Raw genomic sequence first — 24,564 nt, 5'->3', positions numbered from 1 at the left:
GCTTTACAAATTAACTAAAAGGGATACCCAATACCAATATTCCAGAGCGTCTTATTTGGGTTAAACGGATCAATATCCGCAATGCTGTTAAGAGAAAAGCGTTGATTGAGTTTTCTTCCGGGATCGAACACTTTAAATCCCGCATCGAGACGGAGTATCAGGAAGGAAAAATCAAATCTAATTCCATAGCCCGAACCAATTCCAATTTCTTTATAAAAACGATTTAACTCGAATTGGCCACCTGGAAGTGTAGGAACAGGATTTAAACGCCAAACATTTCCGGCATCAATGAAAAAGGCACCTTCAATAAACGAAATAAGGTCAAATCGCCATTCTGCACTGGCTTCGAGTAAAATCTCACCGGGTTGTTCAAAACTGTAATTTATGCTTCCATCGGAATTGATTAATGCATAGGAACCGGGGCCAAGTCTTCGTGGTCGCCATGCTCTCATGCTGTTATTTCCTCCGATAAAGAAATACTTTTCATACGGCAATACTTCGTTTATTCCATAGGGATAGGCGATACCGGTTTTAAACTTAACAGCAATGGTGTTTTCCCTATTTGTAGGGAAGTATTTTCTAAAATCGAAACTGGTTTTTGAATACCTGAAATACTGTAGACCAAGAATTGTATCATTGGATTCCAAAAATGAATTGCTCAGTAAATTCCAAACTGTTCCGCCCGACTCCAGATAGATATTAAAATATTTCGACTGCCGAGATTTGAACAAACTGAAGTCATTGTAAGTGTATTCGGCATTTATACTGGTGTTTATAGATTGACCAAAGGAATAAATCAGATTGTTTCCCCGATCAAATAGATCGTTTAAATAAGTGCTGAAAGCAGGATCGAGAATTTGTGTGTATAAAAGTGAGTTGTCAAGCAATTGAAGGTTTATTACAGAATTGTTTGATGGAGAAATAGAATAGCGCAAATTGGAATTGATATTCGTTCTGGCATATTCCGGTCGACGAATATATCCGATTCCCAAATTCAATCGTGTTTTGGGATTAAAATCCGTAAATCGAAATCTCAGCCTGGAAGGAAGTGCCAAGCTAGGAAAGGTGACGGCCATATTAGCGCCTAATTCAGAACTTCTATAGACCTGATTTTCCTGACTAAAGCTTGTTTGCGCCTCTATGCCCCCTCTCAGTCCAATATCCAATATTTCAGCACCATTAAACACATTTCTGTTTCTAAAATTTACCGTTCCAAAAGGACCCGGAAGCCACTGTGTCACTGCAACGCCTGATTCTACAGATGTTGAATATTTTGGCAGTGGACTAGTATAGATATTCGCCGTAAATCCGTTTTTAGTACTGTCGTATCGAATATTGGCAAAACGATACATGTTTAAATTGCTCAGGTTCCTTTGACTCTTAACTGTAAAATCATAATTGTAAAATGTTCCGGGTCGAATTTTAATCTTTCTTGTAAGTAGTTTCTTTTTAACCTTTTCCCTGTATTGCAGAAAGCGGATATCATCGGCTATTAAAGTATCCCTTTTCATCTGAGGAGGGTTATAATTGGACTCTGCAATGAACTGTACTCTTTCTACTTTAAATCGTTTAAATCCATTGTCGGGATTGGGATTTATTATCCGAAATTTAAGATCTACCTCAAAATCCGAGAATGTGTCATTGACTTGTACAAATACGTATTGTTTTCGAAAAGCAAAAAATCCATGGTTTTTATAAAAGGTTTCCAGACTTGTAATCTCTTTGTTAATTTTTTCTTCATTGTAAATCATTCCAACTTTCAAATTTGAATTGAATTCCTCAGAAAGCGGGTTGACTAAGGAATTGATTAGGGAGTCATCACTCAGATATTCTATATTTCTCACCTTGACCGGTTTTCCCTCTTTAATGAGATACTCAGAATTTACAATTTGCTTATTTTCAAAGGTGTCAATATTCAGGTTTACTTCATTGTAAAAATAACCGTGTTTTAAGAGGTATAAACTCAATTGTTTTCGGGTTTCCTCGGCGAGCTGATAGTCAAAAATGGTAGGTGGCTCACCTACTTCCCGCTTTAGAAAAGGCCCTTCTTTTTGGTAATCGTCTATCTTTTTAATTTGTTTTTCAAACTTGCGACTGAGTTTTAGGGAGTCTTCAGGATTCTTAGCCAATTTTTTTTCATACTTTCTTCTGGTTTGTTCCCTTCGCTTTCCCGCTTTCTTTTCAAAAGTTTTATCACCGTATAAATTATAGATGTAGAGATAAGGCATTATAGGAAGCTCGAGAATTTTTCGATTTGTTTTTTGTCTCAGGAGCTCCTCTAATTCATAATAACTAAAATTCTTATTTCCTTTAATGCTTTGTTTGTACAGAAAATACTCATAGTCTTTTAAACCTTTTTGAGTGCTCAAACAGGAGGACAGCAAAATTGCCAGGGCGGCAATTAAAACATATTTATATTTAAGAATTCTGATTATCAAGCAAATGGATTATAAAAATGACCTCAAAAAGATTCAATCTTTAAAAAATAAGAAATTTCGAAAGGAATTTAAGCAGTTTATCGTAGAAGGTGATAAAATCATAAATGAAGCGATAGATTCGGATTTTAAAATTGAAGCCATTTGGTTAAATCAGGATGCCGACTACAAAATAAGCGAAAAAGCCAAGCAAAAAGGAATAGATGTCAAATTAGTCGGGCAGAAATGGCTGGAAAGAGCCGGTACTTTGATGTCTAATAAATTTGGGATTGCCCTGCTCCAAATTCCGGAAGAAAAGAAAATTGAATATAATAGAGGATGGGTTTTAGCGCTTGACTCTATAAATGATCCGGGTAATTTCGGAACCATTATCCGATCAGCTGAATGGTTTGGTATCAATACAATCATCTGCAGTCATAATTCAGTGGAATTGTATAATCCCAAAGTGATCATGGCCAGTAAAGGGTCTTTTTTGCGTTTAAATATTCTGTTCAAAGATCTCAAAGAGGTACTCAGTGGTTATCAAGGAATGGTTTTGGCAGCAGACATGGAAGGTCAAAATATCCACGAAATGAAATTAGAAACCAAAAATGGTATAATTCTAATGGGAAGCGAATCACATGGCATTTCAGGAGAACTGGAAAAACATATAAATCATAAAATACATATTCCGGGAAACGGGCAGGCAGAGAGTTTGAACCTGGCCATTGCCACTTCAATCATATTGGATAATCTGAACAGATTGGAATTAATTTAAAGCACCTTCTTGGTCGAGTCGGAGGCATCCTGAATCATTTTCTCAGCCAACTCTTTGCCAAGATAATTATCTATTATTCCGTGAGCAAGATACAAAAGAGGAGTAAGCACTACGGCTACGGTAAACTTATAGATGTAATTAATAATCCCGACCGAAACGACCTGTGTCACCGACCATTCGCCAAAAATGTAAAACGCGATTGTAAGTACAACAAAACTATCAATCAGTTGGGAAACCAAAGTAGAACCTGTAGCCCTCACCCATATCTTCTTACTTCCTGTAAATCGTCTTAAGAAATGAAAAACGTATACATCCAAAAACTGACTAATTAGAAAGGCAAAAATTGAACCCAGAATTATTCCGAGGCCCTGAAGAAAGATTTTTGAAAAAGCATAATTAATATCAAAGGGTGTTCCGTCCGGCATTTTACCATTTATTTCCATCCAAAAATCTGCGGGGGGGAGGGAAGTAACAAAATAGATAGCAACAAAAATATAGGCAATAAGAAAGGCCGTGAGCGTACTTAGACGCTTTACGCCGTCGCGTCCAAAATATTCATTTATAATATCTGTAGTGATAAATACAACAGGCCAGATGACAACACCCGCAGTGAGGTTAAAATCCAGTACAAAACCAAGAATATCCATTTGTGCCGGAGCCAGGCCCACAAAGGCCTCTGCAGAAAATATTTTAACGCCAATAAGCTCTGCAAGAATAGCATTGGTCAGGAATATACTTGCCAATACAATGAAAAGTGTAGTTTTCTTAGATTCAGAAAAGCTGTTCGAAGGGCTTATTTGCTTATTTTCCTCCACAGTTTAGGGTTTGGTTACAGCTATAGTTTGTCCTTCGATTGCCAAAATAGTTTTCTCAAACTCCTCTTTCGCCTCTTCCAGTAATAAGTCCGGATCTTTGTAGCGCGTAGAAAAGTGCCCAATCATTAATTTACCAACTTCTGCTAAATTGGCCATTTTACCGGCCTCTTTTGCAGTTGTATGAAAAGTATGTTCTGCTCTATTAATTAATTCATGAAGAAATGTTGCTTCATGATATAACAAATCTACATTTTTTATTTCATTTAAAATGCTTTTATCAAAACGAGTATCAGAACAATAGGCATAAGAAAGTGCTTCACCTTTGTGATAAGTATAATCACGATGAAAAAACTTCACAGTTCCATCTTTTTTTAAAATATCTTGACCTTGTTTCATGCTTCTTATATTTTCGGCACTTATTTCAGGATTCAGTTTTTCTTTTATGATATTCAATTGACTTTGTTTTTCATCAAATCGAAATCCGAAACAGGCAATTCTGTGATTTAGTGGGAAGCTATAAATATTTAAGGTTTTTGTACTAAGTATTAATTCTTTTTTGCCTTCAGACAAAGGTTGAAAATTAATATAATAGTTTAAAACGGAATTGGAATATTTAAGTTGCAGACGAATTAATTCGGCTAAACCCGGAGGGCCGTATATGTTTAATTCTTTTTTCCTTCCCTGTAAATGCATGCTGGAAAGCAAACCTATCAATCCAAAGAAATGATCTCCGTGTAAATGACTGATAAGGATATGATTAATTTTATGGCTTTTTATTTTTAATTCCTGCAATTTAAACTGGGTGCCCTCGCCACAATCTATTAGTATCAATTCATTATCGTGATGCATAATTTGAGCCGAAGGATACCTTCCGTGCGCGGCCATTGCTGAACTTGATCCTAAAACTGTTATTTTAATCAAATCGTTTAAGGAATTTTTTGGGCGCTACTCTTCGCCCAAATCATTTTCAACTTCATGTAGAAATACTCTGTCAATGGCTTCTTCATTGGTTGGAATTAGTTCAATGACGCGATGCAATTGTGTAATTTCCAGTAATTTTTGGACTTGTTCGGAAACATTGCTCAGAATTAGTATTCCATTTTGTTCCTTACATACACGGTTGGCAGTTAAAATTGCGCTCAATCCGGATGAATCTGCGTATTTAACTTCCTGAAGGTCAATAATGATATTTCTTATCCCCTCCGATTTAAATATAATCATGTGGGATTTCACTTCCGGTGATACAACAGCATCTAGCCTGTCTTCTTCTATTTTGAAAATAGTGTATTTCTCGCCTTTTGTTATGTTGTATTTCATACTGGTTTATTAAATCATTACGATTTTACGAATAAAAATCATTAGCCGAAAGTTTTCTCTATATTTCTTTTGATTCTTAGCAATGGGTTTTCATCAAGATCTGGTTCAAAATTCTCTCCTGTGAGTTTTTCAAACAGTTCAATATATCGGTCAGAAATCATTTTAAGGACATCCTCTGTCATCGCCGGAATGATTTGCCCTTCCTTCCCCTGAAAGTTATTTTCCATTAGCCATTCACGTACAAATTCTTTAGAGAGCTGTTTTTGTTTTTGGCCTTTTTTTTGACTTTCGGAATAATTATCAGCATAAAAATAGCGCGAGCTATCAGGAGTGTGGATTTCATCAATCAGGTATATTTGATCTTCGTAAATGCCAAATTCATATTTTGTATCTACCAAAATCAGGCCTTGTTTGGAAGCTAATTCTGTGCCTCTTTCAAAGAGCTTTCTGGTGATATCTTCAAGTTTTTGATAAGTATTTTCATCAATAATGTTTCGCCTGATGATATCCTCTCGTGAAATGTCTTCATCATGGCCTTCTTCAGCTTTGGTTGCCGGCGTAATGATTGGCTTATCAAATTTATCGTTTTCTTTCATTCCCTTAGGGAAAGGAACGCCACAAATATGTGTTTTCCCGGATTTGTATTCCCTCCAGGCATGCCCGGATAAATAGCCCCGAATTACCATTTCTATGGGTATGGGATTGCATTTTTTACCGATGCTAACATTTGGATCTGGATTGGATTCCAGCCAATTGGGAATAATATCTCTGCTTGCCTCCAGATTTCTTTTGGCTATCTGATTTAAAATCTGACCTTTAAAAGGGATTGCTTTAGGAAGAATTACATCAAAGGCTGAAATGCGATCCGTGACAACTATTGCCATTTTCTGATCAAAAAAATAAACATCTCTTACCTTTCCTCTGTAAAAGCCTGTCTGATTTTTAAATTGAAAATTGGTTTCTTTAATGGCCTGCATTTATTTGACGGTTTTTTCACTCGTCAATTTATTTCTTTTATACGACTCTTCCTTGATTAGATTGCCATTTTCATCAAAGTATTGCCATAATCCGTTTTTCATACCAAGAATGTATTGCCCCTTGACGGCCTTCTTGCCATCGTCATGAAATGCGATATACTCTCCGTGTATTTTCCCTCTTCTGTTTAAGTATTTTTCCTTTACCTCCCCATTGGCATGATATACGGTGGCTTCACCATTCGCATTACCGTGAACAAAGGTCTCGACTTTCTTAGTTGCACCGTGATCATAATAGCTGATAACCTCGCCGTATAGTTTTCCCTTTTTGTAGGGTTCTTTTTTAACAAGAATGGCCTGTTCATTGAAATATTGCCAGGTCCCAGAATTGATTTTATCCTTTACTTGTTTTTTGTATTTGATGGTTCCGTCATTCCAGTAGCCAGTGATTTTCACATCAGCTTCGTCGTTTTTATAAACTGCCAATTCCATATTTGAACCATCATCATAATATTTATAGCACTTGCCAATTTTAGAACCATCCTTGTAATTTAACTGGTATTTTAAATTGCCGTTTCTATACCAACCTTTTGCCTGGCCGTTCATTAAGCCATTGGAATAATGACTTTCTAATAGCTTTTGTCCTGATTCAGCATAAGTTGTAAATACGCCGTTCTTTTCTCCGTCATCGTGAACTCCTTCGGTTTCGAGTTTACCTGATGGAAAATAGGTCTTGAAATTACCAGAAAGCACCCCTTTGTTATAGGTCTGTTCCACCATTAGGACGCCATTTGGATAATAAAGCTTAGCCGGTCCATGCTGATGGGTGTTTTCATAAAAAATTTCACTTCTCAGATTTCCATTGCTGTAATATTCATTGATAAGGCCTTCGGGCTTACCGTCTTTGAATTTGCCAATAATTCGCACATTGCCATTTTCATAATATCCGGAAATTTCATCCTGAAGTTTATCTTCTTTGAAATATGCTTTCTGAAGAATACGACCGTCCATATCATAAATCTCCAGGGGCCCTTCTTTCTTGCCATCTTTATATGTAGCGATTATTTTTGTATTTCCGTTGGGGTAAAACTCCAGGAAGGTCGTATCCTTTAAACCATCGCGGAAAAAGCCTTTTGCAGCAAGATCTCCATCTTCATAATACCTCTTATATTCACCGTGAAGAGTGTTCATGTCTTCGAGTTTAACATAATACTCTTCCTTTAATACCCTTTTCGCCTCATCATAGTATTCTCTTTTTTGCATTTGCGCAAAAGACAATTGAGAGGAAAGCGCAATAAAAATTGCGGTGAAAAATAATGGAAAGCTGTTTTGAAACTTCATTGGAATTGAAACGAAATTGGAAGACAAAATTGCCTTCCAATATTTCAGTCTACATTAATTCGAGTACCAAAGCAGAAGCACCTCCGCCTCCGTTGCAAATTCCAGCGGCCCCAATCTTTCCACCGTGCTGTTGTAAAACACCTATCAGGGTGATCAAAATTCTGCTTCCGGAATTTCCCAAAGGATGACCAAGAGAAACGGCACCTCCGTGGACATTTACTTTTGCCGGATTAAGTTTCATTTCCTGATTATTGGCAATGGCCACAACTGAAAATGCCTCATTGATTTCATAAAAGTCTATATCAGAAAATTTTAAACCTGCTTTATCTATTGCCTTTGGAAGCGCTTTGGAAGGCGCAGTAGTGAACCATTCGGGCGCTTGAGCCGCATCGGCAAATGATCTGATTTTAGCGATGGGTTTAATTCCTAATTCTTTGGCTTTGTCAGCACTCATCAAAATGATTGCTGAAGCCCCGTCATTTAATGTTGATGCGTTGGCTGCGGTTACTGTGCCTTCCTTTTGAAATACAGGTCTGAGTTTTTGTACCTTATCCATTATAATGTTTTTGTACTCCTCATCTTCCTCAAATACGATTGGATCACCTTTTCTTTGTGGAACTTCAACGGGAATAACTTCATTCTTAAACCAGCCGTTTTCCCAGGCCAATGCCGATCTTTTATATGACTCAATGGCATATTTGTCCTGATCATCCCGGCTAATATTGCATTCTTTAGCACAAAGTTCTGCTGCATTCCCCATGTGATAAGAATTGTATACATCGGTTAGGCCATCGTAAAGGAGCCCGTCGGTCAGTTTCAAATCACCGAGTTTTTGCCCATTTCTTCCGTTGAGTAAATAATGTGGAACCGCAGACATATTTTCCATACCACCTGCTACGACCACATCATTATCGCCGCACATAATGGATTGAGCGCCAAGCATAACTGCTTTCATTCCTGATGCACAAACCTTATTAATCGTTGTGCAGGGAACCTGATCTGAAATTCCGGCGTACATGGATGCCTGACGAGCCGGTGCTTGACCAAGGCCGGCCTGTAATACATTCCCCATGAATACTTCATTTACTTCTTTGGAATCGAGTCCTGCCTTTTCTAGAGCGGCTTTAATGGAAACTGCACCCAGGCGAGTAGCTGGAATACTTGATAAAGTTCCTCCAAAACTACCAATGGGCGTTCTTACTGCAGATACTATAACTACTTCTTTCATAATTCTTTTTTTATGGATTACCAATCCGGTTTATCCTTGTTCACAGGTTTTTGTGGTTTGCGCTTTATCTGTTGCAAATATTGCAATTCTTTATTTCTCATGGCCTGAAGAATCATTTCTGCCATTTCTTTTGATATTTCTTTTTCCTCAAAATTGGGTTCTCCCGGCTGAGCTTGATTTTTCATCTCCTCGGGATTTTGCTCTTCTCCTTCTTTGGGCTCAGGTTTCTGCTCATCTTCTTTGTCCTTTTGACCCTGTTCCTTTTGTTCCTCTTTATTTTCTTGCTCTTCTTTCTTTTTGTCCTCTTCAGATTTTTGCTCCTGCTCCTTTTGCTCCTGCTCTTTATTTTGCTGCTGGTTTTTTTGATCTTTCTGATCCTGATTTTGGTCCTGATCTTTTTGATCCTGATTTTGGTCCTGATCTTGCTTTTTATCCTGATCCTGATTCTCTTGGTTTTGCTCTTCCTCCAATTTTTTCTTTACGAGCTCATAATTATACCTGGCATCTTCATTACTGGGATTGGCCATTAATGATTTTTTGAAAAAGTCGAGCGATTTTTGGAGATTTTTGCCTCTACTTTCAAATACCCCCAATTGCTGATTGGCAATGGATTTTATTTCCTTGTCTTTTGAGTTTGATATATCAGAATAAATGGTTTTAGCTTTATCTATTTCATCCATTTGATAAAGGGAATGAGCCAAATTCAATTTGGCAGCATCATTCTGATAATTTAAAGAATCAATCAGATAGCTGTATTTTTCAACTGCTAAATGATAATTCTCATCATTGTAGGCAAATTCAGCTTCTCTCTTTACTTTGTTGAATTCACTGATGTTATCGGTGTAATTGTTATTACCCGAAATTAAAATCAATATGGTCAAAATCAAGCTCATATTCTGAATGTCCTTGATGTAAACAATAGGTCTACACAAATTAGCATCAATGCAATAAAAAGGAAATAGTAATATTTATTGGCCGAAGCATCGATGTTTCTTGTATCGCGAAGTTCGCCTTCGATGACGCTGATATCGTTAATCATTTTTTCCACTTCATTGACTTCATCGTTGAGAACGAAATAGTTGCCATTTGTTTCTGCTGCTAATTTTTTAAGTGACTCTTCATTCAATTTACTGACGACTATATTGCCATTACGGTCAGTTTTAAATGAATTGGCATATGGAATTTTTCCACCGTCCAAAGTACCAACGCCCAGAGTAAATACTTTAATTCCATTTTCACTAATTTTTTCTGAAATTTCATCGATATCTCCTTCAAAATCCTCACCGTCGGAAATAACCATAATAACTTTGGCCTGTTTACTTGTGGTGGTATTGTTTGGATCCAAATGTTTATCAAGGGCCAAATGTAATGGCGCTTCGAGGTTGGTGCCTGCATTTGGAACCAATTCTGAATTTAATGTTTCAATAAATAAACTCAGGGCATTTTGATCATAGGTAAGCGGACATTGCACAAAGGCTTCAGAGGAAAATATGATTAAGCCAATTCTATCGGACTTAAACGCATTTAAGATATTTTTTAATTCAAATTTTATTTTTTCCAATCGACTTGGAGGTATGTCATTGCTATTCATTGAAAGCGAGAGATCGACAGCAATATAAATATCCTTACCCACAGCCTTGATTTCTTTTTTTACTTCCCCAAAAGATGGGCCGAGAAGTGCTATAATTATCAAAACAAAGTAGGCCGTTCTCAAAAACAACTTTTTAAGTAAATTGAATGTGTTCGTATTAAAACGACTCGCTTTTTTCGAGGTGTTAATTATATACAATATATAGAACAGCGCGAAAGCAGCGATTGATATTATCTCAAACCATCCTAATGTTTTATAAAATGTCATATCAACAAATTCTGTTGCTTTCTATATTGAATTTTTGAGCTTAAATACCTTCCAAGGGTGTTTAATGAATACACGGTCGCGAAAATAAAAAAGCCTGGAAAGAAGACCAACCACCAGGAAGATAAGTGATTTTTGGCTAGGGCCAACATTCTTCCCCATGTTTGAACATCCGGTGGCATTCCCAAACCTAAAAACGATAAAGAGGATTCTATAAGTATAATCGAACCGGCAAAAAAAGTTAGATACACGCTAATTGGAGCAATAATATTGGGTAAAATATGAATAAATATCAATCTGCTGTTTTTAAAGCCCAAAGCCTTTCCTGCTTCGATATAGTTTTTATTTTTTTCTGAGAGTGTTTCTGCCCTTACAATTTTACTGATGCCCGGCCAGCTTATGAGGGCGATAAGAATTATGACTCTTTCCAAAGAAGGACTAAAACCAGCGAAAATGGCAATGAGAAGTAAAATTTTAGGAATAGAATCAAATATTTCCAAAATGCGCCATATCAACAGATCCAATGGCAGGTTTTTTTTAGAATTAAAAAACTTATAAGGAATAGACTTGAGAAGGAAGTACAAGATGAAACAGAGCAGCAACCAGATAATAAATGATAGGGATATTAAGCCCGATCCGGAGGAATGAAAAATCAAAGTAAGGATTAAGCTGAATATGAGAATTAGAATTGGGAAACGCACTTTTAATCCGTGATCGCCAAAATAACCTGTTATCAATCCGATCAGAATTCCAAACATTGCCGAAAGTAATAGGGAATAAAAAACAATTTTAAGAGAAACATTCGCACCGGCAATCAAACCTGCGGCAACATCTCTGCCTAAATGATCCGTTCCCAATAAATGTTTAAAATTTCCACTTTTTCGATTTTCCTTGACACCGGGAGCTTTGGAACCGGTATTTTGCATGTCCATGCTTGAAAAAGAGAAAGGAATTGGGGGCCATAAGACTGCTTCGAATTTTTGCGATTTGTAGTTTCGAAGAGATTCCTTTTCAAATATTGGAAAATAAGATTTACCATCCTCGCTGTAATAAAGAGGTTTTTCGGAGGAAATCAATTCGGAAAAAAGACCCAATACAATCCATATAACAAGAAATATGATTGAGATAATAATGCCTATGTTAAACTTTCTCATTTTAGAATTGGACTCTTGGGTCAAGTTTTGAATAAATATAATCTGCAAGAATCCAATTGAGCCATGTTAAGACAGTGGCCATTAAGGTTATCGCATATATAATTTGATAATCCTTTGTAAAGAATGCCTGAAATGCCATTCTGCCCATTCCGGGAATGTTAAATATACTTTCAATGATTACTGAACCACTAATTAAGCCGGGAATTAAATCTGTTGAAACCGCTACCACCGGAATAAGGGCGATCCTAAAAACATGCTTTCGCAAAATGTATTTTCTGCTAAACCCTCGAGACAAGAGCGCTTTGAAATAAGATTTCTTTGTCTCTTCTTTCATTTTTTGTTGGAAAATACTTGCGATATAAATCACAGAACCCAATGAAAGACAAATTACGGGCAAGACTAAAGACCATGATAAATTCAATATGGCATATATAATACCATGATTCGTGTTCCAAACCCATCCATTGGTTGGAAATAAATAAAAATTCTGAGAATTGGCAAGAAGCCATAATAATAGAATAGCTAACCAAAATGAAGGAATGGCATAAAAAACCTGTCCGATCACATTGAAAGATTTACCAATTATGCTGTTATGCTTGAGGACCTGATAAAAACCCAAATATAAGCCTGCAGAATAGACGAATATCAATACGATTATATTGATTATGACTGTTCTTAAAATGGGCAATTTTATAACATCCCAAACATTGGATTTATAAAAGTTGGAGTAGCCTAAATTTCCTAGTATAAAATTGGACAAATATCTGTGAAAACGATTTTTTGAACCGTTCCATTTGAAATGAGGATAGTAAAAATACTTATCGCCTTTTTTGTTTATTGAAATGTAAAAAAAGGCCTCATTTAATCCGCTTTTCTCTTTGTATTGTTCGACTTGCTCCTCGGAATAGACTCTTTTAGTATCATCTTCCAGTAAATAAGGAGGTATTTCACCCGCATAGTGTCCTAGAATCATTGTTAAAAGCAAGACAATCCCAAGGACGGGTAGAATCATTAATAGTCTTTTCAGAAAATAAGAATTCATCTTTTAAAGGTGAATGCAGGTAACCAGGGCCGGAGTGCGTCGGCGCTTAAAGTGAAATTATTATACCTGTTATTTATAATTACATTCGAAATCGGTGAATAAAGAAATACATAGCTAAATTCATTATATATCAATTCCTGCAGCAAATGGATCATTTGTCTTTTTGTCTCAGGATTAGATTCAATTTCTATTTTTCCAATAAGTGAATCAATTTCAGGACTATTCATTCTGGGATAGTTTCTTTGTCCAATAGATGAACTGTGAAATAATGCGCGGTGATTATCAAACATGGGACTCACACTTGTTCCCAACCTTGCCAGAGTGTATTTGCCATCCCTTATTCTGGAAATGAATTCGGAAAATTCCAATGGGATCAAATTTACCTTCAATCCAATTTTTGACGCCTTGTTTTTAAAATATATACCAAAGTCCTCTGAATTTTTATTGCCTGACTGAATGAGAAAATCAAGTGAGATTTCCTGATTATTCTTATACCAGGAACTGTTCCTTTTCACCCAACCCGCTTTTTCAAGTAGTAAAGATGCCCCTTCAGGATCAAACTCCATCGCTTGTAAATTAGAATTGTACAGTCTTTTATTATTTGGTGATACCGGGCTGGAAATAGAAACAGCCTGATCCATGAGAATATCTTGGATGAATGAATTAGGGTCGGATAAAATGGCCATGGCCTTTCTGGCAGACACATTTTGAAAAAGTGAATTTGAGCTATTTACAGATAAATAAACAAATGCATTTACATTAAATTTTATCAATCTTGAATTGTCCATTATATTCTGATTGTCAAGGACTGACTTAAGCGATTCGTGATTCAGACCAAACAATACATCCAGATTGGAATTATTGAATTCCATAATGGCCGAAAGGGGTTCGAGGTAAATTTTGAAATTTATATTGTCGGGATTGGATTTAAAAAAATAGGATTGATCTGAATATTTCTGTCCCCACCAGTTTTTCTTTTTTGTAAGAGTGATGTTATTGTTAATGTTATAATCACTTATTTTATAAGCACCGGTACCGGAAATTTCAGCCTCAGGATCTAATATTTTAATATTAATTACGTCTTCACCAAGTTTTAATAAAGCTGAATCTATTTTATCATCTGGATTATAATTTTTCAAGTTCTGAATACTGTAAGCATCCAGTACATTGTCCTGATCAAAAATATACTTTGGTAAGATCTCAAAATCTCCACTATTGAAATAGGCGTTATTTGCTTCTGAGTTTATGTACATATAAAATTCCAATTCGTTTAGTGCAATTATAGAGTCAATAAAATCATAATAATTAACAAGGTATGGGAGCTCGCTATGGGGATTGAAAATTATTTTAAAACTTGTAATAACATCTTCAGAATTGACTGAAGTGCCATTACCCCATTTAGCTTCGGGTTTTAGTGAATAATGAATTGCCGTTTTATCATTTACTGATTTTACTTCCGGTAATTTTTCGGCGAGGATCGGTACATAATCATTAAAACTATCATTTATAGAAAGCAGGGGTTGGAAAAGATGTCTGCAAATAAAAATATCCGTAGAGCTGCTGTAATAAAGCGGATTTATAGTTTGAGGGTTGGTTGAAATATTCATGCTTATTGAAAATTCATTTTCATTCTCTTCTACTTTTGGAGAATTGCACGAAGAGAAAAGGCATAGAGCGAGTGTGAAAAAGACTAATAAATAGACATGAATTCTTTTCATTCTGTCAAAGATAGAGAAATGGATTTTTCGATTGATATTTTTTTTAGTGTGCCATAGAAATTTGATAATTCTATTTCATGTTTTAATTAAAATAATCATACATTTGCATCCTGATTTTGGAGAGGGCATTAATTTTCTTCTCACAATTAGTTTGGAGAGGTGGGTGAGTGGCTGAAACCAGCAGTTTGCTAAACTGCCGTACCCTATTCGGGTACCGGGGGTTCGAATCCCCCTCTCTCCGCAAAGCAAAGGTTCTTACAAGAAGGACTTGAAAATATTGAAATGGTTCCATAGCTCAACTGGATACCTGCCTGCCGGCAGGCAGGGAGCAACTGAGATTATACAAATGTATTTTGTATACATATTGCAAAGTGAAGAAGAAGGTCGATTCTATGTTGGAATGACAGGAGATGTAGAAAGGAGATTAAAGGAACACAATAGATGGAAATCAAAATCGACAAAAGGTTATAGACCTTGGAAATTGATGAAAGTAGAAGAGTTCGACAAAAGGTCGGATGCCCGAATTCGTGAAAAGTATTTAAAAGGTGGTTCTGGAAAAGAACTCATAAAATATTGGTTCCATAGCTCAACTGGATAGAGCAACTGCCTTCTAAGCAGTAGGTTCCAGGTTCGAGTCCTGGTGGAATCACAAAAATTCTCGGGGCGTAGCGCCTGCCTGCGTTACACTTCGGCAGACAAGCAGCCCGGTTTACCGGGCGAAGCTATTAAAAGGCAGATAAAGTCGATCAATTAGATATAATATTAATTGATTGAGTTATTACAATTTCTCGGGGCGTAGCGCAGCCCGGTTAGCGCACCTGGTTTGGGACCAGGGGGTCGCAGGTTCGAATCCTGCCGCCCCGACAAGAGACAAAACCCCTGACGGAAACGTCAGGGGTTTTCTTGTTTTATGGCGTCAGCACTTTAGTGCTGAATGCCAATAAAACAAGAAAACATTCTGCGCAGCAGAAGGGGTTTTCGTCTCGGAATTTTCCGGGTGAGCAGGAAAGGCGAATGGAATGAGCCAATCCTTGTTGCTGAATGCCAATAAAACAAGAAAACATTCTGCGCAGCAGAAGGGGTTTTCGTCTCGGAATTTTCCGGGTGAGCAGGAAAGGCGAATGGAATGAGCCAATCCTTGTTGCTGAATGCCAATAAAACAAGAAAACATTCTGCGCAGCAGAAGGGGTTTTCGTCTCGGAATTTTCCGGGTGAGCAGGAAAGGCGATTAAAAAGAACCAAATCTTAAATGCGTACGGAGAGCCAAAGAATACATACGCTCCTTTTAGTGGCTAATTATTAGATTGAGCGCGCAGGGCCGCAATTAATTCTTCCCTAGACATTGATTCTATACCTTTTATACTTCGCAAATGAGCCAATTCCATAATATTTTCATATGACAATTGTTCAAAATGGTTTTCTCCAATCTTCTGCTTTTCCAGATTAGAGGCCAGTACTATTTTTTCAGCACATTCTTTGCTCAGACCCTGTCTTCTTAATGCTTTATAGTCGGCCCCATGTTGTATTAATGGATCTTTCATGATTTTTTAATTATGCGTTCAATTTTAGCTAAGAGCTAAGCAATTCACTGCTATTTTCAAAATATAATTATAATTTATTGTAGAAATAATACTCAAAAAATAAAATTGATTGTAGAAGTAATTCTACAAACTTTTATTTTTTAAAGCTCTCTAACTTATATAGACAAGGCATGTATTTTGAACTTTAATAGATAAGTCAAAAAAAATTAAGATTATGAATGCTAAGAATATATTAATACCGATAGATTTTTCCGATGAAGCAATGCATGGACTGGCAAGCGGATTAAAAATAGCCAGAGACATTGATGCAAAAATTACTTTGTTTCACGCTCTTCCCAAAGCCGAGGCTGATAATTTCAGTCCAAGTGCAGATATTCAATTGCGACAGGAAGAAGCCAAAGAAAATGACCATTACATGGCAGAATTAATTGCCAGGAAAAAATCTGATTTGGATAAAATCATCCGAAAATATGGAAATGAACAAAACCAAATTACAGGAGTCATTAGAATTGGTGATTTTGAAGATACATTGAAAGATTATTTAAATGATCACAAAGCAGACCTGATTGTAATGGGTACGAGCGGTGAAACATCATTCTGGGAATGGTTTTCCGGAAACCATGCCGCTGTGACCATGAGGATTGCTGATGTCCCTGTTTTGATTGTAAAAGAAGAGACATGGATTAAGAAAAATGGTCATTTGATGCTCTTAACAGATATGAAAGCATATAAGGAAGAAAACGTCACTTCCATACGTGATTTCGCCGAGTTAATGAATATGAAAGTACATCTAACACATATTTTACAAAACAAAGATGCAACTGTTGAGAATATTCAAGGTTTACTGGAAGATTTTGCAAAAGATTATGAGTTTAAAAATTATACAATTGAAATCATCTCCAAGGGCGATTTAAGTCAAATGGTCAAATCTTATGTGCAGAAACACGATATGGATATAATTGCCAGTATTTCTGAAGGAAATTCAGGATTGATCCGATTATTTTTTGGAAGTAACACTGAAAAAATGATTAACGAGTTGGATTTACCTTATTTGGCGGTAAGTGAATAATTATAAAATCAACCTTAAGAAAAGCAGAACTTCGGTTCTGCTTTTTTTATGTTTATTTTGATATCCATTTAGAAAGAATCAAATAATGATTTACGGAAATAATTCATTCAGGTGTACTTTATTCTTCCTGACATTTAACTTGTTCATATCAATAAGCCATTCTGTAAATGCTCAGGAAAAAATAAGATGGAATGACAGCATCAATTTGTCCTGGAAAGATTTTAAAGCAAGAGCTGTAAAAAGCAGTCCGATGGCTGCTGAAACTTACACAAGAACAGAATTTGGAATGTCATTCCAGGAGGGTGAATTTAGCTGGAAAGTTGATTGCTATTTTTCTCCTCAAAATTCCTGGGTGAAAGCTGAATTAAAGTCTGATGATTTATTAAGTCATGAGCAATTACATTTCGCAATTGCGGAATTAAATGCAAGAAAGATTCGCAAAAAAATGGCTGAATTGGAATTAAACAGTATGAAAGACAGTAAAAAATTACAAAAAACCTTTGAAGAAGGATTAAAAGAATTGGCTGAAACTCAAAAGCTATATGATAAAGAAACGGATCATGGTTTGAACGATATTCCGCAAAAAGATTGGGAGCAAAAAGTTATGTCCACTCTGGAAAAATATAAATCTTTTAGCAGTTCCAAATACAACTTTGACAAATGAATTTTGACTGGTCCCTGGGTGAAAGAAATTTAATTTTCAAGTTTGATGCCGGCACTTCCCGTGGCATTATAAAAAATAAATATTCTGCTTTTCTAAAACTACATAATGAAAAATCCAATGCCGTTGGGCTGGGTGAGGCGGGACCATTGAAAGGATTGAGTGAGGAATTTGACGAGGATTTAAAATCGCTAATTCATTTCAAACTTAAAGAACTAAACGGCGATGCTCAGTTAATAGAAGAATTTATACAACGGGATTACCAGGTTTTTTCATCCATAAAATTTGCAATAGAAAGCGCATTTTATGATGTGCGTTTAGAAAGTCCTTTTCAGATTTACAAGACCGGTTTTTTTAATGGTCAACAACATATTCCAATAAATGGCCTCATTTGGATGGGTGAATATGAATTTATGAAAGAGCAAATTGCTCAAAAGCTCAACGATGGATTTGAATGTATCAAAATAAAAATTGGTGCCCTGGACATAGATCGTGAGATGAGTTTGATTCATGATTTGAGAAAAAAATTCAGAAAAGATAAAATTGAAATACGCGTGGATGCCAATGGTGCTTTTCAATACGATGAAGCTAGGGAAATAATGAATGAGTTGTACAAACTGGATATCCATTCTATAGAACAGCCCATTGCTGTTAAAAATTTTGAAGATATGTCTCGGTTAGCCAGGGATTCAAAATTAGCCATTGCGTTAGACGAGGAGCTTATTGGTGTTAGGGAACCAAATGATAAACTGGCTTTGCTAAAATTAATTAGGCCACAATTTATTGTACTTAAACCCAGCTTACATGGGGGACTCTATGAGACTTCACAATGGATAGATTTTGCAGAATCACAAGGCATAGGCTGGTGGATTACTTCTGCATTGGAATCAAATATAGGATTGAATGCTATTTCTCAATTTGTATCTCAATACAAACCGGACTTATATCAGGGCTTAGGCACAGGTAAGCTATTTGAGAATAATATCAAATCTCCATTAACAATTTCTACAGGGAAAATATCCTATAACAATTCCCTGGATTGGGATTTAAAAGACTTGGAATTTAAGCCGCTTTAAGAGAACTCAGTTTAGATTTTTCAAATTTACTTTGCGCATAGCGCTTGGTCACCTTCAGATTTTTTGATTGTTCATCCGATGGACCTTCGTACATGGCATCGATCATTATTGCTTCACATATTGATCTTAAACCCCTTGCTCCTAATTTATACTCCTGTGCTTTTTTGACTATATATTTTAAAGCTTCTTCATCAAATGATAATTCAATTCCTTCCATCTTAAACAATTTCTTGTATTGTTTGGTAATGGCATTTTTAGGTTCCTTAAGTATTTGAATTAATGCTTTGTCATCGAGAGGGTTAAGGAAAGTAACTACGGGTAATCTTCCGATTAATTCAGGAATCAAACCAAATGACCTAAGATCCTGAGAGGTTACGTATTGAAGTAAATTATTTTCGTCAACCCTTGAATCACTATCTTTTTTAGCATTTCCTGCAAATCCAAGTGGCCTGGTATTTAGCCTTTTGGCAATATCTCTATCGATTCCGTCGAAAGCTCCGCCACATATAAACAGGATATTTTCTGTATTTACAGAAATCATTTTTTGATCGGGGTGTTTTCTTCCTCCTTGCGGTGGTACATTGACCGTTGTTCCTTCGAGCAATTTCAGAAGTGCTTGCTGCACTCCTTCGCCACTAACATCTCTTGTAATACTTGGGTTGTCTCCCTTTCTTGCAATCTTATCTATTTCATCGATATATACAATACCTCTTTGGGCTGATTCAAGATCGTAATTGGCCGCTTGCAACAAACGGGTTAAGATGCTTTCAACGTCTTCCCCTACATAACCGGCCTCGGTTAATACAGTGGCATCGGCAATGCAAAATGGAACCTGAAGCATTCTTGCAAGGGTCCTGGCTAAATAAGTTTTTCCCGTGCCGGTTTCGCCAACCATTATAATATTTGATTTCTCAATATTTATATCATCGTCTATTTCTTTTCCCTGCAACAGTCGCTTATAGTGATTATAAACGGCAACGGACATTACTTTTTTAGCCTCATCCTGACCAATTACAAATTGGTCTATGAATTCTTTAATTTCTTTAGGCTTGTTCAGTTTTAATTTAGGCGTTTGAACAGAATCCTGATTTTTAGTCTCCTCTTCAAGAATAACATTCGCTTGTTCGATACACTTATCGCAAATATGGGCATGTATACCCGATATCATCAGACGAACATCTTTCTTACTTCTTCCACAAAATGAACAATTTACCTGAGCCATAATTAATTTTTTCTTTCTAGTACTTCATCAATTAAACCATATTTCAAAGCTTCAGGTGCCCTCATCCAATAATCTCTGTCTGAATCTTTTTCTATTTGTTTGATATCCTTTCCGGAATGATCAGCCAGAATTTGATACAATTCTGTTTTTATTTTCTTTATCTCGTTTGCGGTGATTTGAATATCCGAAGCCTGGCCTCCAATACCACCCATGGGTTGATGAATCATTACTCTGGAGTGCGGAAGCGCAGTTCTTTTGCCGCTAGCACCTGAACATAGAAGAATGGCGCCCATTGAAGCAGCCATACCTGTACAAATTGTTGCCACATCGGGCCTTACGTATTGCATGGTATCGTACATACCCAGTCCGGCATAAACAGAACCTCCCGGGCTATTGATGTACATTAAAATGTCTTTTTGCGAATCTGTGGACTCCAGAAATAATAATTGAGCAGTAACAATATTAGCTACGTAATCATCAATAGGTACACCGAGAAAAATAATTCGATCCATCATTAGTCTTGAAAACACGTCCATCGCCACAGCGTTCATTCTTCTCTCTTCGATGATATTTGGCGTGAGGTTTTCTATGGTGTGTATATATTGATCAGTTGCCATACCATTTAAGTTTAAATGTTTGACAGCATAATCTCTGAAATCCTGTTTAATATTCATTTATATGCAATTATTTAGATATTTATTCAAAAAAAAAGCCCTTAATTTTAAGGACTTTTCAAGACTTTAGAAAACTTATTTTAAGACTATTTTCTCAAATTCTTCCCAAGTAACTTTTTTATCCTTTACTGTAATGAGGTTTCTGGTCCATTCCATGACCTTTTGGTCCAATAGTCGTCGGTGAATATTCATGTAATTCTGACCCTTATTTTCTTTAAGGTAATTTTGAACAAATTGTTCTAAAAATTCTCCCATTTGGTTAGGATCAAAGCCACCTCCAAACTGATTTATAACCATATTCCTGGTTTCTTCGAGGATGTCTTCGTGTTTGATCTCAATTTTTTGCTCCTGTTGGATTTTACTGATGATCAAATTCCATTTTAATTCTTTGACATAGAGGTCGAATTCCTTTTCGATTTGCTCTTCAGTTACTTTTCCGTCATTACTCACTAATAACCAACGCTTCAGAAATTCTTTGGGAAGTTCCATTTTGGTTTTGTCCACCAAATAATCCTGTATTTCCCGCTGAAGAAAACCTTCGGATTCGCGATCGTTATTTTTGGCAATGATTTTTTCTACCTCATTTTTAAATTCACTTTCGTCTTTAGCTTTATCAGGACCAATTGCACGGTCGTAAAGATCTTTGTTAAGTTCAGGTAATTTTAACGTTTCAATTTTTTCTATGGTAAAGTGAAACTTCCCCTTCATTTTTTTGGTCTCAATAAGTGCTTTTCCTGTAATTCTGGAAAGCTCATCTGGCTCTTTATCAAATGCTTTTACAAGATTGATTTCAACTGTATCACCTACTTTTTTACCAATAAATGACTTTTTTTCTTTTGCCGAACTAATGAGTGACAAATCAATTTCCGATTGTTTTTCAAGTTCCGCCTCTTTGTTTTCAAGTTTACCGGTGAGAACACTATCATCAGCAACTTCTTTCATTTCATTTCTTTCGGCACTTTGTTTACGAATGTTTAAAATCGTCTTATCCAGCGTTTTTTGATCCGGTTTTATTTCGTACTTGGTAAATTTTGATTTTTCCGAAAGGGGAATTTCAAAATTGGGTACAAGCCCAACTTCGTATTTAAATTCGAAATCCTTTTGTTCAGCCCAGTCTATTCCTTCCAGGCTATCCTTAGCAGGAAGAGGATCACCAATAAGTTTCAGATCTTTTTCCTTGATATAAGACTCCACTGATTCGGAAACCATTTTGTTGATTTCATCAATTTTAATGCTTTTGCCGTACATTTTATTGATCAGTCCGGGAGGTACTTTTCCCGGTCTAAAACCTTTAAGGCTGGCGGTTTTGCCGTATTCTTTTAGTTTTTGTTCAATCTTTTCCTTGTAGTCTTTTTCATCGAATTTAATTTCGATGTGACCGTGGTTAGATTCCTTTTTGTTAAGTGTAATTTCCAATTTTCTAAGTTTTAAATAAAAAAAGCCCCGAAACGCCTTAAGAATCAGGGCTTGATGTGCGGATGGAGGGACTCGAACCCCCATGCCTCGCGGCGCTAGATCCTAAGTCTAGTGCGTCTACCAATTTCGCCACATCCGCATCTAACAATCAGATGATTTTAATTGATATTTTACCTTGCATTCAAACAGCACTAGACATCTAGTGCGCCTGCCTGTCGGCAGGCAGGTCTACCAATTTCGCCACATCCGCAATTGTTTATGACTTAATACCAATAAATAAACCGAACTTACCCGGTTTTTACAAAGAGGCTGCAAAAGTAATATAAAAATTGAAATCTCGAATATTTTTAACATTATTTTGTTACATAAATGTAAGCTAAATCAAATGAAATTTATTCATTCAAATTCTTATTTTTGGTTTTATGCTTGTAGCGGAAAATGAAGTAGAAAAGAAAGAAATTCTGAGGAGGTACAGGCGTCTTTTGAGAAAGGCCAAGCCCATGCTCAAAGATGGAGATGCGAAGATTATTAAAAAGGCCTTTAATCTTTCCCTGGATGCGCATAAGGATATGCGAAGAAAATCCGGAGAGCCTTATATATACCACCCTTTGGCCGTTGCAGAGATTTGTATTGATGAAATAGGTCTTGGCACCACTTCCATTGTATCAGCATTACTCCACGATGTAGTTGAAGATACAGATTATGAATTGCACGACATCGAAAGAATGTTTGGCCAGAAAGTGGCAAAAATCATCGATGGCCTGACCAAAATATCCGGCAGCTTTGAATACGGCACATCTCAACAGGCTGAAAATTTTAGAAAAATGCTCCTTACATTATCAGAAGATGTAAGGGTAATCTTGATCAAAATTGCCGACCGACTGCATAACATGCGAACACTGGATAGTATGATGCGGGAAAAGCAGTTGAAAATTTCAGCAGAGACCATTTACCTCTATGCACCATTAGCGCATCGTCTTGGGCTGTATTCCATTAAATCAGAACTGGAGGATCTTTATTTAAAATACAATGACAGCGATTCCTATTGGGGAATCACCAGAAAAATTGCTTTAACCAAAGATGTTCGAAGTAAATTTATTAGGGATTTTATAAAACCTATCAAAGCAGTTCTCAACAAAGAAAACATTGAATTCGAAATTAAAGGCCGGCCCAAATCTATACATTCCATTTACAATAAAATGAAAAAGCAGAACATACCTTTTGAGGAAGTGTATGATCTGTTTGCTGTAAGAATAATTATTGACGTGCCTGAAGATAAGGAAAAGGCCGCTTGCTGGCATGTTTACTCTTTGGTAACTGATTTCTACAAACCCAATCCAGATCGCTTAAGAGATTGGATCAGCACCTCCAAAGCCAATGGTTATGAATCCTTGCATACCACGGTAATGAGCAATACCGGGCAATGGGTTGAAGTGCAAATAAGATCACGAAGAATGGATGAAATTGCAGAAATGGGATACGCTGCACATTGGAAATACAAAAGCGGAGATTCTAAAAAATCTGCACCTGCACTGGACGGTTGGTTGAACAGGGTTCGAGATTTATTAGAACAGAATGAAACTTCGGCTTTGGAATTTCTTGATGATTTCAGATCAAATTTATTTAATGAGGAGGTATTTGTTTTTACACCTCAGGGTGATTTAAAAACACTGGCAGCCGGTGCCACTGCTTTGGACTTTGCATTTGAAATACACACACAAATTGGAGCCAATTGCATAGGAGCAAAAGTGAATCATAAACTAGTTCCACTTAGCTATAAATTGAGCAATGGCGATCAGGTTGAAATTCTGACCAGCCAAAAACAAAAGCCCTCGGAAGATTGGTTGAATTTTGTGGTAACCTCCAAAGCCAAAGCCAAAATCAAAAGTGTCTTAAAAGAAGGTAAGAAGGAAATAATAGAGATAGGACGCGATCTGTTTTTCAAAAAAATGAAACAGTTAGGGATAGAACCCAGCCCTGATATAATGGTTAAAATGCGTTCCTATTTTAGCCTGAGAGGTGATAAGGAGATTTACTATCGCTTTGGAAATGGGAATCTTGAACTCAAGGATCTCAAAAGTTTCAAGAAATTTCTCGATAAGCAAAAGTCCAGCGCGCTAAAAAGATTCAGAGATGCGCTTGGCTTCAAAAAAGAAGTTAAAAAAATTCGTAATGACAATTCAGATTACCTCTTGATAGGAGAGGACATGGATAAGGTAGATTACGTATTAGCGAAATGTTGTAACCCCATTCCGGGCGATGATGTTTT

Annotated in this window: 22 protein-coding genes and 4 tRNA genes (1 of these 26 cut by a window edge); 9 read left to right on the top strand and 17 right to left on the bottom strand. The window is 36.5% G+C overall.

The genetic code is table 11. The features are described from left to right. Positions 1-14: 14 nt before the first annotated feature. Entirely contained in the window at positions 15-2,369 is a 2,355-nt protein-coding gene (locus tag HZR84_01955) for a BamA/TamA family outer membrane protein (GenBank protein ID QNL20754.1), read from the bottom strand. On the opposite strand from HZR84_01955, the gene HZR84_01950 reads away from it, so the two are divergent. After that, a complete protein-coding gene (locus HZR84_01950) occupies positions 2,362-3,192 on the top strand; it encodes an RNA methyltransferase (GenBank protein QNL20753.1) in 831 nt (276 codons plus the stop codon). The genes HZR84_01955 and HZR84_01950 overlap by 8 nt on opposite strands. Here HZR84_01950 and HZR84_01945 read toward each other — a convergent pair. The 11 genes from HZR84_01945 to HZR84_01895 are packed head-to-tail and all read right to left on the bottom strand — an operon-like array spanning position 3,189 to position 14,636. After that, entirely contained in the window at positions 3,189-3,989 is an 801-nt protein-coding gene (locus HZR84_01945; protein ID QNL23160.1) for a queuosine precursor transporter, read from the bottom strand. The two genes, HZR84_01950 and HZR84_01945, sit on opposite strands and share 4 nt — an antisense overlap. 21 nt (positions 3,990-4,010) lie before the next feature. Further along, positions 4,011-4,928 (bottom strand): ribonuclease Z, encoded by a 918-nt coding sequence (locus tag HZR84_01940; protein ID QNL20752.1) that lies wholly within the window; start codon positions 4,926-4,928, stop codon positions 4,011-4,013. A gap of 24 nt (positions 4,929-4,952) precedes the next feature. Next, positions 4,953-5,324: an STAS domain-containing protein gene (locus tag HZR84_01935; GenBank protein QNL20751.1), complete on the bottom strand. Its 372-nt coding sequence runs from the start codon at positions 5,322-5,324 to the stop codon at positions 4,953-4,955. 41 nt (positions 5,325-5,365) lie between these two features. After that, positions 5,366-6,301 carry a phosphoribosylaminoimidazolesuccinocarboxamide synthase gene (locus tag HZR84_01930; protein QNL20750.1) on the bottom strand — a complete coding sequence of 312 codons (936 nt, stop codon included), beginning with the start codon at positions 6,299-6,301 and terminating at the stop codon, positions 5,366-5,368. Then, positions 6,302-7,639, bottom strand: a complete 1,338-nt coding sequence (locus HZR84_01925; protein ID QNL20749.1) for a toxin-antitoxin system YwqK family antitoxin — start codon at positions 7,637-7,639, stop codon at positions 6,302-6,304. 49 nt (positions 7,640-7,688) lie between these two features. After that, positions 7,689-8,867 (bottom strand): acetyl-CoA C-acyltransferase, encoded by a 1,179-nt coding sequence (locus HZR84_01920; GenBank protein QNL20748.1) that lies wholly within the window; start codon positions 8,865-8,867, stop codon positions 7,689-7,691. Between the two features lie 17 nt (positions 8,868-8,884). Next, positions 8,885-9,760 (bottom strand): hypothetical protein, encoded by an 876-nt coding sequence (locus HZR84_01915; protein QNL20747.1) that lies wholly within the window; start codon positions 9,758-9,760, stop codon positions 8,885-8,887. Further along, entirely contained in the window at positions 9,757-10,725 is a 969-nt protein-coding gene (locus HZR84_01910; protein QNL20746.1) for a VWA domain-containing protein, read from the bottom strand. The genes HZR84_01915 and HZR84_01910 overlap by 4 nt, the downstream gene beginning before the upstream one ends. Then, positions 10,722-11,876, bottom strand: coding sequence for an ABC transporter permease (locus HZR84_01905; protein ID QNL20745.1), 1,155 nt, complete (start codon positions 11,874-11,876; stop codon positions 10,722-10,724). The genes HZR84_01910 and HZR84_01905 overlap by 4 nt, the downstream gene beginning before the upstream one ends. Before the next feature lies 1 nt (position 11,877). After that, the gene (locus tag HZR84_01900; GenBank protein QNL20744.1) at positions 11,878-12,888 is read right to left on the bottom strand and encodes an ABC transporter permease; all 1,011 of its coding nucleotides are present in this window, start codon (positions 12,886-12,888) and stop codon (positions 11,878-11,880) included. Positions 12,889-12,914: 26 nt separating this feature from the next. Beyond that, on the bottom strand, positions 12,915-14,636 hold the full coding sequence (locus tag HZR84_01895; protein QNL20743.1) for an ABC transporter substrate-binding protein: 1,722 nt from the start codon (positions 14,634-14,636) through the stop codon (positions 12,915-12,917). Between the two features lie 153 nt (positions 14,637-14,789). Between HZR84_01895 and HZR84_01890 the strand changes: the two genes are divergently transcribed. From HZR84_01890 to HZR84_01875, 4 genes are all read left to right on the top strand, one after another. Next, positions 14,790-14,877: transfer RNA gene (locus tag HZR84_01890), tRNA-Ser, on the top strand. A gap of 105 nt (positions 14,878-14,982) precedes the next feature. After that, complete coding sequence (locus HZR84_01885; GenBank protein ID QNL20742.1) at positions 14,983-15,234, top strand: GIY-YIG nuclease family protein; 252 nt, start codon at positions 14,983-14,985, stop codon at positions 15,232-15,234. Further along, positions 15,212-15,285: transfer RNA gene (locus HZR84_01880), tRNA-Arg, on the top strand. Before HZR84_01885 ends, HZR84_01880 begins: the two co-directional genes overlap by 23 nt. A 140-nt stretch (positions 15,286-15,425) precedes the next feature. Next, positions 15,426-15,500, top strand: a tRNA-Pro gene (locus tag HZR84_01875). Positions 15,501-15,928: 428 nt separating this feature from the next. On the opposite strand, the gene HZR84_01870 is transcribed toward HZR84_01875, so the two are convergent. Next, positions 15,929-16,177 (bottom strand): hypothetical protein, encoded by a 249-nt coding sequence (locus tag HZR84_01870; protein ID QNL20741.1) that lies wholly within the window; start codon positions 16,175-16,177, stop codon positions 15,929-15,931. 214 nt (positions 16,178-16,391) lie between these two features. Here HZR84_01870 and HZR84_01865 point away from each other — a divergent pair, with 214 nt between their 5' ends. From HZR84_01865 to HZR84_01855, 3 genes are all read left to right on the top strand, one after another. Further along, positions 16,392-17,246, top strand: a complete 855-nt coding sequence (locus tag HZR84_01865; protein ID QNL20740.1) for a universal stress protein — start codon at positions 16,392-16,394, stop codon at positions 17,244-17,246. A gap of 139 nt (positions 17,247-17,385) precedes the next feature. Beyond that, positions 17,386-17,910 carry a DUF922 domain-containing protein gene (locus HZR84_01860; protein QNL20739.1) on the top strand — a complete coding sequence of 175 codons (525 nt, stop codon included), beginning with the start codon at positions 17,386-17,388 and terminating at the stop codon, positions 17,908-17,910. Then, entirely contained in the window at positions 17,907-18,983 is a 1,077-nt protein-coding gene (locus HZR84_01855) for an o-succinylbenzoate synthase (protein ID QNL20738.1), read from the top strand. The genes HZR84_01860 and HZR84_01855 overlap by 4 nt, the downstream gene beginning before the upstream one ends. Here the strand turns inward: HZR84_01855 and clpX are convergent. From clpX to HZR84_01835, 4 genes are all read right to left on the bottom strand, one after another. Then, positions 18,970-20,205, bottom strand: coding sequence for an ATP-dependent Clp protease ATP-binding subunit ClpX (gene clpX / locus HZR84_01850; protein ID QNL20737.1), 1,236 nt, complete (start codon positions 20,203-20,205; stop codon positions 18,970-18,972). The genes HZR84_01855 and clpX overlap by 14 nt on opposite strands. Positions 20,206-20,207: 2 nt before the next feature. Beyond that, the gene (locus HZR84_01845) at positions 20,208-20,879 is read right to left on the bottom strand and encodes an ATP-dependent Clp protease proteolytic subunit (protein ID QNL20736.1); all 672 of its coding nucleotides are present in this window, start codon (positions 20,877-20,879) and stop codon (positions 20,208-20,210) included. A 75-nt stretch (positions 20,880-20,954) separates the two neighbouring features. Then, entirely contained in the window at positions 20,955-22,295 is a 1,341-nt protein-coding gene (tig, locus tag HZR84_01840; protein QNL20735.1) for a trigger factor, read from the bottom strand. Positions 22,296-22,352: 57 nt separating this feature from the next. After that, positions 22,353-22,434 (bottom strand) — tRNA-Leu (locus HZR84_01835). Positions 22,435-22,717: 283 nt separating this feature from the next. On the opposite strand from HZR84_01835, the gene HZR84_01830 reads away from it, so the two are divergent. Next, positions 22,718-24,564, top strand: partial view of a bifunctional (p)ppGpp synthetase/guanosine-3',5'-bis(diphosphate) 3'-pyrophosphohydrolase gene (locus HZR84_01830; protein QNL20734.1) — the 5' portion only. It continues 361 nt past the right edge of the window; the window shows 1,847 of its 2,208 coding nt (coding positions 1-1,847); it begins with the start codon at positions 22,718-22,720; the stop codon falls past the right edge of the window.

This window comes from Hyphobacterium sp. CCMP332 (genome assembly GCA_014323545.1).
Classification (GTDB): domain Bacteria; phylum Bacteroidota; class Bacteroidia; order Cytophagales; family CCMP332; genus CCMP332.
The sequence above is the reverse complement of the archived record's forward strand: the minus strand, read 5'-3'. Positions and strand labels throughout refer to the sequence as shown.

What these genes read in the sequence shown, in the direction of transcription:
- HZR84_01900 (QNL20744.1), bottom strand. Translation starts at nt 12,888, where the DNA reads ATGATTCTACCCGTCCTTGGGATTGTCTTGCTTTTAACAATGATTCTA.
- HZR84_01895 (QNL20743.1), bottom strand. Translation starts at nt 14,636, where the DNA reads ATGAAAAGAATTCATGTCTATTTATTAGTCTTTTTCACACTCGCTCTA.
- HZR84_01930 (QNL20750.1), bottom strand. Translation starts at nt 6,301, where the DNA reads ATGCAGGCCATTAAAGAAACCAATTTTCAATTTAAAAATCAGACAGGC.
- HZR84_01920 (QNL20748.1), bottom strand. Translation starts at nt 8,867, where the DNA reads ATGAAAGAAGTAGTTATAGTATCTGCAGTAAGAACGCCCATTGGTAGT.
- HZR84_01925 (QNL20749.1), bottom strand. Translation starts at nt 7,639, where the DNA reads ATGAAGTTTCAAAACAGCTTTCCATTATTTTTCACCGCAATTTTTATT.
- HZR84_01915 (QNL20747.1), bottom strand. Translation starts at nt 9,760, where the DNA reads ATGAGCTTGATTTTGACCATATTGATTTTAATTTCGGGTAATAACAAT.
- HZR84_01935 (QNL20751.1), bottom strand. Translation starts at nt 5,324, where the DNA reads ATGAAATACAACATAACAAAAGGCGAGAAATACACTATTTTCAAAATA.
- clpX (QNL20737.1), bottom strand. Translation starts at nt 20,205, where the DNA reads ATGGCTCAGGTAAATTGTTCATTTTGTGGAAGAAGTAAGAAAGATGTT.
- HZR84_01910 (QNL20746.1), bottom strand. Translation starts at nt 10,725, where the DNA reads ATGACATTTTATAAAACATTAGGATGGTTTGAGATAATATCAATCGCT.
- HZR84_01855 (QNL20738.1), top strand. Translation starts at nt 17,907, where the DNA reads ATGAATTTTGACTGGTCCCTGGGTGAAAGAAATTTAATTTTCAAGTTT.
- HZR84_01865 (QNL20740.1), top strand. Translation starts at nt 16,392, where the DNA reads ATGAATGCTAAGAATATATTAATACCGATAGATTTTTCCGATGAAGCA.
- HZR84_01905 (QNL20745.1), bottom strand. Translation starts at nt 11,876, where the DNA reads ATGAGAAAGTTTAACATAGGCATTATTATCTCAATCATATTTCTTGTT.
- HZR84_01845 (QNL20736.1), bottom strand. Translation starts at nt 20,879, where the DNA reads ATGAATATTAAACAGGATTTCAGAGATTATGCTGTCAAACATTTAAAC.
- HZR84_01885 (QNL20742.1), top strand. Translation starts at nt 14,983, where the DNA reads ATGTATTTTGTATACATATTGCAAAGTGAAGAAGAAGGTCGATTCTAT.
- HZR84_01870 (QNL20741.1), bottom strand. Translation starts at nt 16,177, where the DNA reads ATGAAAGATCCATTAATACAACATGGGGCCGACTATAAAGCATTAAGA.